General features: G+C 67.1%; 12 protein-coding genes. 6 read left to right on the top strand and 6 right to left on the bottom strand.

Annotated features, from left to right (window positions below):
* The 4 genes from NA5_RS34115 to NA5_RS34100 all read right to left on the bottom strand — a co-directional run.
* Positions 1-2,275: molybdopterin-dependent oxidoreductase (locus tag NA5_RS34115; protein WP_063813763.1), on the bottom strand; the 2,275-nt coding region annotated here is incomplete at its 3' end.
* 72 nt (positions 2,276-2,347) lie between these two features.
* On the bottom strand, positions 2,348-3,319 hold the full coding sequence (locus tag NA5_RS34110; protein ID WP_062993149.1) for an enoyl-CoA hydratase/isomerase family protein: 972 nt from the start codon (positions 3,317-3,319) through the stop codon (positions 2,348-2,350).
* Between the two features lie 182 nt (positions 3,320-3,501).
* Positions 3,502-4,122, bottom strand: a complete 621-nt coding sequence (locus NA5_RS34105) for a TetR/AcrR family transcriptional regulator (RefSeq protein WP_245672542.1) — start codon at positions 4,120-4,122, stop codon at positions 3,502-3,504.
* A gap of 42 nt (positions 4,123-4,164) precedes the next feature.
* Complete coding sequence (locus tag NA5_RS34100) at positions 4,165-5,055, bottom strand: alpha/beta fold hydrolase (protein WP_062993147.1); 891 nt, start codon at positions 5,053-5,055, stop codon at positions 4,165-4,167.
* 137 nt (positions 5,056-5,192) lie between these two features.
* Here NA5_RS34100 and NA5_RS34095 point away from each other — a divergent pair, with 137 nt between their 5' ends.
* Positions 5,193-7,049 (top strand): Na+/H+ antiporter, encoded by a 1,857-nt coding sequence (locus NA5_RS34095; protein ID WP_062993153.1) that lies wholly within the window; start codon positions 5,193-5,195, stop codon positions 7,047-7,049.
* Here NA5_RS34095 and NA5_RS34090 read toward each other — a convergent pair.
* Positions 7,038-7,592 (bottom strand): TetR/AcrR family transcriptional regulator, encoded by a 555-nt coding sequence (locus tag NA5_RS34090; RefSeq protein ID WP_062993146.1) that lies wholly within the window; start codon positions 7,590-7,592, stop codon positions 7,038-7,040. The two genes, NA5_RS34095 and NA5_RS34090, sit on opposite strands and share 12 nt — an antisense overlap.
* A 217-nt stretch (positions 7,593-7,809) precedes the next feature.
* Between NA5_RS34090 and NA5_RS34085 the strand changes: the two genes are divergently transcribed.
* Genes NA5_RS34085 through NA5_RS34075 form a run of 3 tightly spaced genes read left to right on the top strand, consistent with a single transcriptional unit; the run spans position 7,810 to position 9,925 of the window.
* Positions 7,810-8,448, top strand: a complete 639-nt coding sequence (locus NA5_RS34085; protein ID WP_062993145.1) for a TetR/AcrR family transcriptional regulator — start codon at positions 7,810-7,812, stop codon at positions 8,446-8,448.
* Complete coding sequence (locus tag NA5_RS34080; protein WP_062993144.1) at positions 8,445-9,104, top strand: enoyl-CoA hydratase-related protein; 660 nt, start codon at positions 8,445-8,447, stop codon at positions 9,102-9,104. Before NA5_RS34085 ends, NA5_RS34080 begins: the two co-directional genes overlap by 4 nt.
* Positions 9,105-9,142: 38 nt before the next feature.
* Positions 9,143-9,925: a crotonase/enoyl-CoA hydratase family protein gene (locus NA5_RS34075; protein ID WP_062993143.1), complete on the top strand. Its 783-nt coding sequence runs from the start codon at positions 9,143-9,145 to the stop codon at positions 9,923-9,925.
* Between the two features lie 161 nt (positions 9,926-10,086).
* Here NA5_RS34075 and NA5_RS34070 read toward each other — a convergent pair whose 3' ends face one another.
* Entirely contained in the window at positions 10,087-10,800 is a 714-nt protein-coding gene (locus NA5_RS34070) for a dienelactone hydrolase family protein (RefSeq protein ID WP_062993152.1), read from the bottom strand.
* A gap of 283 nt (positions 10,801-11,083) precedes the next feature.
* On the opposite strand from NA5_RS34070, the gene NA5_RS34065 reads away from it, so the two are divergent.
* Together NA5_RS34065 and NA5_RS34060 are read left to right on the top strand one after the other, a co-directional pair.
* Positions 11,084-12,259: a lipase family protein gene (locus tag NA5_RS34065; protein ID WP_062993142.1), complete on the top strand. Its 1,176-nt coding sequence runs from the start codon at positions 11,084-11,086 to the stop codon at positions 12,257-12,259.
* A 339-nt stretch (positions 12,260-12,598) separates the two neighbouring features.
* On the top strand, positions 12,599-13,753 hold the full coding sequence (locus NA5_RS34060) for a methyltransferase (RefSeq protein WP_062993141.1): 1,155 nt from the start codon (positions 12,599-12,601) through the stop codon (positions 13,751-13,753).
* The last annotated feature ends 104 nt before the right edge of the window (positions 13,754-13,857 follow it).

Genomic DNA, 13,857 nt, shown 5'->3' with positions numbered 1-13,857 from the left:
ACACCTCGCGCACCGGTTCGATACGGGCGGGAACATGCTTGTGCCACGGCGTTGCGGCAATCGCGTCACGCCAGCTCGCGTCGGTGAGCTCATTGGCGGCCACACCGGTGCGGGTGCCGTCGGGCAGGTCCAGGCCCAACCCGTTGGGCAGAGAGGCATGTCCGGGCCGCATGCGGTCGTTGATCTCGACCGCGGCGATGGCGCTGCCACGCCGGGTGGTGATGCGGGCGCGTTCCCCCGCGGTCAGACCGAGCGCGGTGGCATCGTCAGGGCTGAGGCGCAATGCTCCCTCCGGATCGCGGCGGCGCCAGCTGTTGTCGCGGAAGATGGTGTTGGCGGTGAAGGAACGCCGCTCCCCCGCCGAGAGGACGAAGGGGAATTCGGGGCTGGTGTGGGTGGCGGGCGTGGTCGGGAGTTCACGCAGCGCGTGCAGCAATTCCGGGATGGCCAACGGTATGCGCGGGTGCGGTACATAGTCCCAGGCATCCGGATAGTCGTCGACGGTGAAGGTGACCCCGGAGCGCCCCGCGAGGATGGCGTCGAACAGCGCGTCGGCATCGCGATGACCCGCGCGACGCATAGCCGCCGGATGCACCTTCGCGACGCGCTGTGCCAGCGCCCACAGCACGGCGGCCGCGCGGGCGCCATCGGGCAGCGTCGGGCCCAGGGTTTCATAGAGCAGGTAGGGGGCGAGGCCGCCGATCTTCTTGTTCACGGCCAACAATGCGGCGAAGGCCAATGCGTAGGGTCGGTGGCCCAGCTTCGCGGCCGTCCGCAGTACCGCCAGCTCGGTACCACCGACGACACCGAGTTCGCGGATCAGCCGCGCGTAGATCTCGGGTTCGGGCAGTGTGCCGGGTAACGGGTCGAGGACCGGTGCGCGCAGGTGAAAGGTGTTGTGCGGGAACTCGAGATTGAAGAAGGTGGCCTCCCACTTCTCGAACTGGCTGGCCGCGGGCAGCACATAGTCGGCCCGGCGTGCGGTTTCGGTGAGCGCGACATCGATGACCACCACCAGATCGAGTGCGTCCAGTGCGGCATGGAAGGCGGCCGAATCGGCGAGTGAGTGTGCGGGATTCGCGGATTCGATGATCATGGCACGGAACCGGTCGGGGTGATCGGTGAGAATCTCCTCGGCGATCACATTGCACGGCACCATGCCGCCGAGGATCGGTGCGGCGGTCACCGGGCTGCGTTTGATGTCACGGCTGTAGCCCGCCAACGGGGCCATCCACGAATGTGGTTGCATGGCACCGGGTTTGGCGAAGTTTCCGGTGAGCAGCCAGAGCAGCTTGTTCAGGTAGGAGATCAGGGTGCTGTTGGGGCTTTGTTGGACGCCCAGGTCCTCGTAGGTGGCGACACTGCGGGCGGTGCCGATCCGATGGGCGGCGGTGCGCAGCAATTCCATTGGCACACCGCAGATTTCGGCACAGGAGGCGATATCGATATCGCGCAGCACCGCGGTGACGGCGTCGAGCTGGTCGGCGTGTTCGGTGAGGAATGGGTGATCGAGCAGATCCTCGCGCACCAGCAGCGCGAGTATCGCGGCCAGACACCACGCGTCGGTGCCGGGACGGACCTGGAGGTGGATATCGGCGAGGTCGGCGGTTTCGGTGCGCACCGGGTCGAGCACGATCATGGTGCGGGCGGGATCCTTGGCGATCTGCTGCAGGACGGTGCGGGCGCGCGGCACACCGTGGGATTGCCATGGATTCTTGCCGAGGAATACCGAAACCTCGGCATGTTCGAAGTCGCCGGTGGTGTGTCCGCCGGTCAGATGCGCGTCGACCCAGCCCTCGCCGGTCTTCTCCTGGGCCAGCGCGGTGGAGCGGTAGCGACTGCCCAGCGCGCGACGCAGTGCACCGCTGTAGGCGCCGCCGAGGTGGTTGCCCTGTCCCCCGCCGCCGTAGAAGAAGATCTTGTCGCCGCCGTATCTCTTCTGGACCTCGGTGAGTCGGGCGGCGACCTCGGAAATGGCGGTGTCCCAGTCGATTTCGGTGAAACTGCCGTCGGCTTCGCGGCGCAGCGGGGTGCTCAGGCGGGTGCCGCCGTTCTGGTAGTGGTCCAGGCGCAGCGCCTTGTTGCAGGTGTATCCGGCCGAGGCGACGTGGTCCTTGTCGCCGCGGATCTTGGCGAAGCTGCGGCCGTCGAGTTGGATCAGCAGTCCGCAGTTGTTCTCACACAGGATGCAGGCGGTCCTGTGCCATTGCTGTTGCGCGGCTTCATTGCGTCTGGGGCGCTCGACCCTGCTGTCTTTCGGTGCGGCGGTACTCATCGATGCTCCTCTGAGTTGTCGTTGATCGAGAGCGGAAGTGAAACCGCCGGTCGAAAATATGGATGCGCGGGATCAGCTGGTCTGGTCGACGCGAGTGCCGTCGATCCACGCCTTCGGCTCGGCGAGGAACGGTGTGTCGCCGAGTCGGTCGAGATCGTCGAAGAAGGCGTGCTGGGTGCGGGTCGCGGCCTTGCTGCTGCCGGTGGACAGGAATGCGGCGAGTTCGCGATTCAGGCTGCGCGACAACGACCGGTCCGTGCCGAAGTAGATGGCGCGCTTGAGTTCCTTGATGACGACCGGATTGCGTGCGCCCAGACGTGCCGCGGTGGCCTGGGTTTCGGCGAGCAGCTCGTCCTCGGCGGTCAGTCGGTGTACCAAGCCCAAGCGCAGGCCCTCCTGTGCGCTGAGCGGTCCACCCTCGAGAGTCAGTTCGATCGCCTTGGCCGCGCCGATCAACCGCGGCAGGCGTTGGGTCGCGCCGCCGCCGGGAATGAGATCGGCGATGGATTCGATCTGGCCCAGTTTGACGTGCTCGGCGTCGGCGGCGTACCGGATATCGCAGGCGAGGGCGATCTCATGGCCGCCGCCGAGGGCGGGACCGTTGATGGCGGCCAAATACACCACGCGCGATCGGTTCATCCGCATGGTCGTTCGCTTCCAGCGGTAACCCCACACCATGCCGGTGCCCAGGCCGCCGCCGAAACGCTCCAGCATCCGCGCCGCACCAGGTAGCCGCAGGCTCGTGTTGAGCACCGGGATCAGCGGCGCCCCCGCGCGGGCCGGGATGAACGGATGCGGCAGCGCGAGCATGCCGGTGAGCGCGCGGGGATCGGCGTGGGTGAGGAAGCGTCCGGGCAGACCGCCGGTGAGCACGATCGCGCCCACGGTGTCATCGGTGTCGGCCACCGTGGTGAGCCGGTCCAGATCCCGTACCACGGCGGGGGTCACGAAGTTCAGTGGCGGCGCGACGATGGTCGCGGTGAGCACTCTCCCGTTGCGGGCCAGCTCGATCGTCTCCAGGTCGAGTTCGGCTGCTCGCGACATCGGCGTCTCCTCGGGTCCGTCGTGGGTGCGGTGGGACCTGCACGCTGATTATGGTCCCCACCATAATCGGGATGTCAAGGCCACGCTCCGTCGAAACGTTGCCTCGCGCGGCCAGAAAAATGGCTCTGAGCGTGCATTGTTCGCACGAACAAACCCGCATCGTGGATCGATGTCGGGGCGCGCTACTGCTCGGACGCGTTGATGACGCTCGTGAGATGGGCTTGCAATTCGTGGACGGTGTCCTCGAGCGGTGTGGTGGCACGCTCGACGCGACACAACGCGATCGCCCCCTCGACGGCAGCGACGGTGAGCGTGGCCAGGCGCCGCGATCGCCCCGCGTCGAGACCGTGACCGATGAGCAGATCGGTGAGCGCGGTATTCCAGCGGGCGAAGATCGCCGCGGCGGAGGCGGCGAATTCCGGTGCGTCGTCATTGGTTTCGACGGCCACGGCGAAGATCGGGCAGCCCGCACGGTACTGGCTCTCGACAAGGGTCCGGCGCCACAGCGCGACGAACATATCCAGCGCGGTGCTCGGATCGTTGTCGCGGGTGATCGTTTCGATGAATTCCGACATCGAATTACCGGCCGCGGTCACCGCGTCGGCGATCAGCTGGGTGCGACCGCCGGGAAAGTGGTGGTAGACCGACCCGCGGGGCGCGCCGGTATCGGCCAGCACCCGGTCCACGCTGGTGGCGCTCGCGCCGTGCACGCGCAGGGATTCGATCGTGCCCTCGATCATCCGCCGCCGCGCGTCACGCGGGCGCGCGGGAGCCTCCTTGTTCGATCGGCGTGTCGCTGCCATGTAGCCATGGTATGGGACACCCCATAACGCGGGGGTGTCCGTTTATCGCACGCGGCTGATGTGGAAATCCAGTACCGCGGCCAAGGTCTCCCTGGGGGCTTCGAGCTGGGGGTAGTGGCCGACCTTCGGCAACTCGACCACATCCGGATCCGGAATCAGTTCGCGATAGCGGCGCACCATATGGGCACCCGATGCCGGGTCGAGCAGACCGTCGATCAGCCGCACCGGAACCGTCGCCTCGACCAGCGCGCCCACCCAGCGCGCCCGGTTCGCCCTGCGCTCACCCATATAGCGAATCAGCTTGTGCCCGTTGCTCTTACCGTGCCTGCTGCACCACAGGATCCAGTATTGATCGAGCTCGTGGACACTGGGACGGGTATCGGGACCGAACACTCCGGCCAGGCCGCGGCGGAAGACTCGCTCGGTACCCAGCACCCCGACCAGCGGTCCCAGCGGACTCGCCAGCAGCTTCTGCGCCGGACGCGCGTGGTGCGCCTCGGGGAACAGTCCGCCGTTGAGCAGGCATACCGATTCGATCACCAGCGAATCGTCGCCGTCGGCGCGGCGCTGCGCGTCGCGTGCCAGCAACTCCTGGGCGACGGTGTCGCCGTAATCGTGGGCCAGGATGTGCGTTCGGGAAATCCCCTGCTCACGGAGCAGGTTCTCGTGGAGATCGGCCTGATCGGCGATCCGGTAGTCGTAGTTGCGGGGTTTGGCCGACCAGCCGAAGCCGATCATATCCGGGGCGATGAGCCGCGCGAACCGCTCGCGCAGACCCGGCCATATCGCATGCCAGTCCCAGGATGCGGTCGGGAAACCGTGGATGCAGAGCAGATTTCCCGCACCGGCACCGGTGCTGTCCTGCCAGAAGATCTGATGGCCGCGGTGGGTGTGGCGCCGACCGCTCGCCCGCCAGGACGCAAACTCTTCCATGCCTACCTCCTTCGTGCCGACAACTATCGCGCGCGAACGCTACCGCCACTGGCATTCCGGGGAACCCAACCACCCTGACCGTGTCACGTACCGCATGGTCTTTTCGAGCCGGGTGTTTGCTCTGCGAGAATGCCATCGTGCATGTCGCGATCGGCCTCGTTGTTCTAGTCGCGTCGGCGGCGTCGCTCGCGGCGCTCGCGCGACGGTTCGGGATATCCGAACCGCTGGTGTTGACCCTGGCCGGGGTGGTCGCGTCGTATTTGCCGCACGTTCCCCAGGTGCACCCGGATCCCGAAGTCATCCTGCTGGGTTTCCTGCCGCCGCTGCTCTACACCTCGGCGATCCGCACCTCCCTGGTCGATTTCCGGGCCAATGCGCGCACCATCGCGCTGCTGTCGGTGGGTCTGGTGCTGTTCAGTACGTTCGCGGTCGCGGCGGTGGTGTGGTGGCTGCTGCCGGTACCGTTCGCGCTGGCGGTGGCACTGGGCGCAGTGGTCGCACCGACCGATGCGGTGGCCGCGACCGGGATCGCGCGGCGCATCGGCATGCCGCGCCGGATCGTCACCATCCTCGAAGACGAGTCGATGTTCAACGACGCGACCGCACTGGTGACGGTGCGCACCGCCATCGCGGCGGCCGCGGGCACGGTGTCGGTGTGGAAGGCCGGTGGTGACTTCCTGCTCGCCGCGGGCGGTGGTGCGGCGGTCGGCATCGTGGTCGCCTATCTGCTGGCGATGCTGCGCTGGCGGATCACCGATCCGGTGCTGGACACCACGCTGTCGTTCCTGGCGCCGTTCGTCGCCTATCTGCCCGCCGAGGGGATCGAAGCCTCCGGTGTGATCGCCGTGGTGACCTGCGGCATGGTCCTGGGGCACGGGGCGCCGGTGTGGCAGAGCGCCGCCTCCCGGATCGCCGAACGCACCAATTGGCGCACCATCCAATTCATTCTCGAGAGCGTCGTCTTCCTGATGATCGGGCTGCAGATGCGCGCCATCATCGAGGGCGCGTGGAACAGCGGCCTCGATCACCGCACCCTGATAGTGGCGGCGGTGGCGGTCATGTTGGCGGCGATGCTGTCGCGGCCGCTGTGGGTGTTCCCGGTGGCGTTGCTCTCGCGCAAGCTCGGATTGTCGAATGCCGATGTGCCGCTGAGTCATCCGGTGGTGGTGTCGTGGGCGGGCATGCGCGGTGTGGTCACCCTGGCGGCGGTACTGCTGCTGCCCGCCGACCCGCAACTGCCGGTGCTCAAATTGCTCGCGCTCGTCGTGGTCGCGGGAACGCTACTGCTGCAAGGGACTTCGCTGCCGTGGTTGGTGCGGCGGCTACATGTGCGTGGCCCGAGTCGCGCGGAAAACGCACTGCAGAAGGCGAATCTGCTGCAGCAGGCGACCGCGGCCGGACTGGCCGAACTGGACAAGCACATCACCGCTGATACGCCGCCGGGTGTCGTCGAACAGCTGCGCGATCGGGTCACCTGGAAGACCAACGCGGCCTGGGAACGCCTGGGCCGCTCGGAATCGGAACTGGCGACACCGACCGCCGAATATCGGCGACTGCGGCTGGAGATGCTGCGCGCGGAACGGGAAACGGTACTGCGCGTGCGGGATTCGGGCGGCGCGGACTACGAGATCCTGCAGTATGTGCTGTCGCGGCTCGATCTCGAGGAATCGATGATCGACCGCTTCGACGAAACCGAAGAGGAACGCGTCGAACCGCTCGCCGCCCCAGCGGCGGTCGACAGCTGCGCGCATCTGGAGTCCGCGCCTTTGGTGCGTGAGCCCACCGAACCCGACGAGTGCAAGGAATGCATCGCTGAGGGGTATACCTGGGTGCATCTGCGAATGTGCCTGTCGTGCGGGCACATTGCCTGCTGTGACTCCTCGGTGGGCAATCACGCGACCAAACACTACGGCAGCACCGGACATCCGGTGATGCGCAGTGTGGAGCCGGGCGAGGCGTGGCGGTGGTGCTATGTCGACGAGCTACTCGGCTGAGCGGCGGGCGTGGGAGTAGATCAACCGCGCGTACTGGGCCAACAGCTGATCCAGTGAAATGTCCTCCCTCGCGGCGATCTGCTGGTAGCCGATCAGCATCGACATACCGAGTGCGGTGACCACCGCGGTGGTTTCCTCATCGCCCACAACACCTTTGATCGCCTTGTGCACGGTGCGGCGGCGCGATTCGTCGACACGCTTGAGCGCCAGATTCACCGATTCGTCATTGGCCGCCCAGGCGCGGATCGCGGCCTCGGCGGCGTGGTGCAGGCCCGCGGCGAGGTCGGACATGGCGCGGATGTCGTCGTCGGGATTGCCCTGGTTGAAGTTCAGCGTGCGCAGGATGATGACCTGGCGGTTCTCCCAATGCTCGAGCAGCGCGTCCACGAACCCCTGCCAGCTGCCGAAATGGTGGTAGAACGAACCGCTGGTCACCCCGAGTCGGCGGCACAGCACGCCGATATTGAGGCCTTTGAAGCCGAGTTCGGCCAAGACCTCCAGAGCGGTGTCGAAGTACTGCTCCTTGGTGACCACTCGTGACATACGCAGGCGCCGTTTCTGTTCGTGCGGGCAAGGCGGAGGACCAGACAGTACCTCATCGTATTGCCGTCGCGCTGCAACGTCACGAAGTCCACGCCCGGGCGTCGCCGCACCGCGAAAGTACCCGTGACCGGGCGAAACATGCAGTGCCATAGCGGAAGCGGGTTTGCCGGTGCGATGCCGATTTATAACAGAGCAATTGCTCTGTTATAGTCGTGGCATGCCCCGCCCGCGGACCCATGACCCCGACACCGTGCTCGATGCCGCGCAGTCGCTGGCGGTGCGCTCGGGTCCCGCGGCGGTCACCATCAGGGCTGTCGCGGCGGCGACCGGCGTATCCAACGGCGCGATCTATCACACCTTCGGCTCGCGCGCGGAACTGCTCGGGCGCAGCTGGTTACGGGCGGCGCGGCGGTTTCTGCAGATGCAGACCGAATCGGTCGAGGCGCATCTGTCCGCGAGCGAGGACACCGCACCCGCGCTCGAGGCGGTGGTGGCCGCGGCCGAGACACCGGTGGAGTTCGCGCGGCGATACCCGGACTCCTCGAAACTGCTGCTGACCGTCTCGCGCGAGGAACTACTCGGCGACGAACTGCCCGAACAGGTCGAAGCCGAACTCGCCGGAACCGATGACGCGCTGGTGGCGCTGCTCATCCGGCTCTCGCGCGCCCTGTGGGGTCGCGGTGATGCCGCCGCCGTCGATGTGATCACCACCTGCGTCGTCGATCTGCCGACCGGCATCCTGCTGCGCCGCGACCGCATCACCAAACCCATTGCCCGCGAACACCTTCGCGCCGCCGTGCGCGCGGTGCTCGCGGTCGGCCCACCCGAACAACCCCAGGAGCAAGGAACACCATGACCACACTGACCTACCACGAAAAGATCGCCGTCCTCGACCTCGGCGACGACGAAAACCGTTTCAGCCCGGAGTTTCTCGACGCGGTCGAGGCCCACCTGGATACCGCACTCGCCGAGGACGCACACGCTCTGGTGACCACCGCCAGCGGCAAGTTCTACTCCAACGGCCTGGACCTGGACTGGCTGCTCGCCAACGGTGAGCGCACCCAGTGGTACATCGGCCGGGTGCAGGCCCTGTTCGCCCGCGTGCTCACCCTGCCCATCCCCACCGCCGCCGCACTGCCCGGACACGCCTTCGGCGCCGGGGCCATGCTCGCTCTGGCTCACGACTATCGGGTGATGCGCGCCGACCGCGGCTTCTTCTGCCTGCCCGAGGTCGATATCCGCATCCCGTTCACCCCGGGCATGGCCGCGCTGATCCAGTCCAAGCTGACACCCAAGGCCTCGGTGGCCGCGATGACCACCGGCCGCCGCTTCGGCGGCATCGATGCCTCGGACCTGGATATCGTCGACGCCACCGCGGGCGAAGGTGCGGTCGCCACCGCAGCCCTCGCGATGCTCGCACCGCTCGGCGGCAAGGATCCCGCGACACTGGGCGCGATCAAGAACACCATGTTCGGTCCGGTCGTGGCCGAGCTGACCGAATCCGGGTCGTAAACCGGTAGGTTCGCAACAAATCAACAGAGGAGCCCGACATGACCGAGGCCGCCACCCTGCGACGCCAGGGCCACATCGCGATCATCACACTGAACCGGCCCGAGGCGATGAACGCGGTGAACTCCGCGCTCTCGAGCGCCGTCGGCGCGGCACTCGAACAGTTGGCGACCGATCCGCAACTGCGGGTCGGGGTGATCACCGGAGCCGGTCGCGCGTTCTGCGCGGGTGCGGACCTCAAAGAACTGGCGCGCGGCAACGGAATCCACGACCCGCGGCACCCGGAATACGGATTCGCCGGGCTGGTCCAGCATTTCATCGACAAACCGCTCATCGCCGCGGTCAACGGATTCGCCCTCGGCGGTGGCACCGAGATCGTGTTGGCCTGCGATCTCGCGGTGATGAGCGCCGAAACCGAACTCGGACTGCCCGAGGTGACCAGAGGATTGTTCGCCGCCGCGGGTGGCGTACTGCGCCTGCCGCGCCAGATCCCACCCAAGATCGCCCACGAGATGGTGCTGACCGGAGCGCCGATCGATGCCGCGGCGGCAGCGCACTGGGGGCTGGTCAACCGGGTCGTCCCGGCCGACCAGGTGCTGCCCACCGCGATAGCGCTCGCCGAGACGATCGCCGCCAACGCGCCGCTGTCGGTGCGCGCGTCCAAGCGAATCATGCACCGCGGCAACGAATTCGGCTCCGACTGGGATGCGCCGATGTGGGAGATGAGCTGGCAGGAGGCGCGACCGGTCTTCGCCAGCACAGACGCGCTGGAAGGACCGCGCGCGTTCGCCGAGAAGCGTGCGCCGCAGTGGCGCGGAGAATGATGGCGCCGGGTGTGGGCAAGCGCGCTGGGATCCACCGATAAGGGGTGCCGCCTGTTCTGGCCGTTCCCGCTGCGCAGGGTGGCTGGCAGTGTCGGCGGATCGGATCGGTGGCCGGGCCGCCGAATGGTCATCGGGTTGCGGCATGCACCGAGGCCAGCGCGCTACCCGGACCCGTCGTCCGCGGCGCTCGTCAGGTGCTTGTCGAAGAACGCGAAGATGCGGTGCCAGGCGTCTCGGGTGGCCTCGGCGTCGTAACCGAGACCGGCGACCCGCAGGACCGGGTCGATAGTGAAGACGTTCGCGAAGCCGTGCATGGTGCCCGGATAGGTCTTGATGTCGTGCTCGACGCCGAGATCGGTCAGCGCGCGATCGAGCTTGCGGCCCGCGCCGAGAAGCGACGGGTCGCGCTGGGCGTAGCTGGCCACCACCGGGCATGCGCCATCGAGCTGGGCGCGGTAGTCACCGTAGAGGCCCGGATAGAACGGCGCCGCCGCGTCGAAACCCATTGGGGCGGTGAGCAATGCGAAGCCGCCACCCATGCAGAAGCCGATGACGGCGGTCTTGCCGGTGCAGTCGGGATCGGCGAGGAGCCGGTCGCGGGCGGCGAGGATCTCCCGGATCGTCGGACTATCGCCGGTGAAGATCAACGACCGCATCACCGCGCGGATACAACGCACCCGCCCATGGGCGAACAGGTTCGGGGCAATCGTGAGATAGCCGTAGTCGGCCAGCATTTCGACATTGCCGCGGATATCCGGGCCGAACCCGGCACCATCGTGGAGCACCACGACACCGGGCCACGGGCCGTCGCCGGTCGGGCGGGCCAGAACCGCCTCGAGAGCGCCGTCCGGTGCGTCGAGCTCGATGGTGTCCATGCCAGCAATGTAGGCCACTGTCCCAGACGTGTACAGCGATCGCGTGGCCAGCCCGGTCGCGCGTGGAGCGACTCGGTGCCAAAAGTGCGTGGCGGGTGAGCAGGTCCACGCAGTCGGCCGCCGCACCGGCAACACCCTCGACCGTTGACACGCCGAGCGGGTCGGATGCGACGGGACTGGATTTCGAAGTTGATCGTGAAATCCGCGGTGTGGCGGCGTCGGTTGGTTTAACCTCTGCCGACGCGGTGTCCCGGTCAGCGCGTTGTTCGAGCGAAAGAGTGAGATGTTCATGTTTCGGCTGCCGCGGCGCGCCCTCTGCGTCGCGACCACCCTGGCGCTCACCATGTTCGCCGCCTCGGCACTCGCGGCGGCCGACAGCGGTGACTACGCGAAATACGATCCCGACCCGACCGGCGACACCTACCTCGATCAGCATTTCGATACCGACACTCTGCCCAACGGCGCGATCCTGTCCTCGCGATCGGTGCAGATCCTGCCGCCGCTGGCCGCCACCAACGACTTCGCCGCCTGGCAGGTGTGGTTCAAATCCACCGCCGCGGACGGCACCTCGATCGCCGCGATCACCACCATCATGAAACCGAAGACCTGGAACGGCCGCGTCGTCAGCAACAACTACGCGATCGACAGCGTTGGGCTGCAATGCAATCCGTCCTACCAACTGACCCATTCGGTCTCCATCGAAGCGCCCGATATCACCCGCCAACTGCTCGGCCACGGTTACGCGGTGGTGATGACCGACTACCAGGGCCCGAAAATGGCCTACGCGCACGGGCCCACCCAGGCACGCGAAGTGCTCGACGGAATCCGGGCCGCACTGCGGTTTCCGGCGGCCGGACTGACCGGCAGCCCCGCCACGATGATCGGCTACAGCGGCGGCGCCATCGCCACCGTATGGGCCGCACAGCTACAGCCCACCTACGCCCCCGAACTGCGCATCCTCGGCGCCGCCGCCGGTGGCACACCCGCCGATCTGAGCCTGCTGCGCAAGACGATGGACGGCAAACCGCCCGCCGGAGCGCTGTATCTGATGGCGGCGCTCGGGGTCGCCCGAGCCACACCCGAGGCCTTCGATCTGCTCAACGACCTCGGAGTGCGGACCGCGCAGGAAAACAAGAACCTGTGCTCCAGCGCCGCCCTGCTCGGTGCCGCGCCCGTCGCGCTGCGCACACTGACCAAGGTCGACCCATACCCCACCGACATCGTCCAACGCATATACCGCGAAACCAAAGCCGGTGGCCTGACCCCGACCATGCCGATCTACCTGTGGCACGGCCTGTTCGACGAATGGATTCCAGCGGCGGGCGCGCAAGCACTACAGCAACAATGGAAGAGCGCCGGAGTGGATGTGTCTTTGACCCTGTTGCCGTGCGACCACGTCACCTGCGCCTTCACCCCCGGCGCGATCGACCGGATCGACACGTGGATGGGCGTCGCCTGACCGCGTCAACGGTCTCGCAGTTGCTGTCGCATATCCAGTCATTACTTCGCACACGCTATGGGGTGTGCGAGGTTGGCACTGGGTATGCGACAGCAACTCATTTCGTCGCGTGTGGTGGCCCGGCGTGTGGTGGCGGTGTCTCGTGTGCGAGTCTTGAGGTGTCGACTCAGGGAAGGGGCTGCTCATGACGCTCGGTATGGTCCTCGGCGACTTCGGTGCTCGCGCTTCGACGCGGGACCGCTAGTCCGTCCGCACAGCTGCGGCTGACTCAGGCCGTTCTTCCGCTCCTCGTCGAAGCGCTCGCCGTGCCATCGCACGTCCGATCACGAGGAGCACCCCATGTCGACCATCCACTGGACCGAAGCAGACACCGACCACAGCGCACAGTGGCATTCCGAAAGCGCGACGACGGTGCCAACGCACGTCACCATCGCCGATGACCGTATGCCCGCGAATACCGCCTACCGCCTGGCCTGCCAGGGGACGGCACTGCTGTGGCGCGGCGATTTCCACAACGCGCGTCAGCTGTTGCGGGCATTGAGCCGCCGCATCGACCGCAAACCCGTTCCGGCGGGCTCGGGACCGGCCGAATCCTTTCACCTGTATCGGCGAGCGCGTGGGCAGCGGGCTCGGGTGTTGGGCAGACTGATCGTGCAATTGGAGCCGGACCATACGCTGGCATTGCGGCGCGCGCCCGATGTTCGGCAGGCGTGCACCGAGGCGTACGGTCCGACGCGCGAACCGATGGTGATCGCATTGACCGAATTACTCGGTGCGATCGGGGCGCACGAATGGCGCGAAAACGGTGTCCTGGTACCAGCTCTCGGCGCGCGGATCCATCCGCACTACGGGGTGTTCTCCCCCGTGCGCGGCGAATACGTCGATCTGGTCGCCCAGGCGCCGCTGCCGGTCCAGCACCGCACCGCATTCGACCTCGGAACCGGAACCGGTGTGCTCGCGGCGGTGCTGGCCCGCCGCGGCATCGACCACATCGTCGCCACCGATATCAATTCGCGCGCACTCGACTGCGCCCGCGACAATATCGACCGCCTCGATCTCACCGACCGCATCGATGTGCGTGGCCCCGCGCTGTACCCCGACGGCCGAGCGGACCTGATCGTCTGCAACCCACCGTGGCTTCCGGTCCGTCCGACCTCGACCGTCGAACAAGGTGTCTACGACCCGAACAGCACCATGCTCCGGACCTTCTTGACCGACCTGCCCGCTCACCTCGAACCCGGCGGCGAGGCCTGGCTGGTCCTGTCCGATCTGGCCGAACGCCTCGGCCTGCGCACCCGATCAGAACTCCTCGCCGCCATCGACTCGGCAGGCTTGCGGGTCATCGACCGGATCGATACCCGACCCCGGCACTCCCGACCCCGTGACACCACAGATCCGCTCCACGCTGCCCGAGCCGCGGAGGTGACCTCCCTGTGGCGGCTGGCCACCCAGATACCGTGCCAATACCCGGGATTCGTCGAGGCCACCGGCTGACCCCGCGGTGGTGGGTCCATTCATCGCGCAGGAACTTCCGCGACGAAGCATCCGGGCTCCGCCACCACAGAGCCGAAACTCCATGCGCAGCAACGGTGTCGCAC

This window comes from Nocardia anaemiae NBRC 100462 (genome assembly GCF_001612725.1).
GTDB classification, from domain to species: Bacteria; Actinomycetota; Actinomycetes; order Mycobacteriales; family Mycobacteriaceae; genus Nocardia; species Nocardia anaemiae.
The sequence above is the reverse complement of the archived record's forward strand: the minus strand, read 5'-3'. Positions and strand labels throughout refer to the sequence as shown.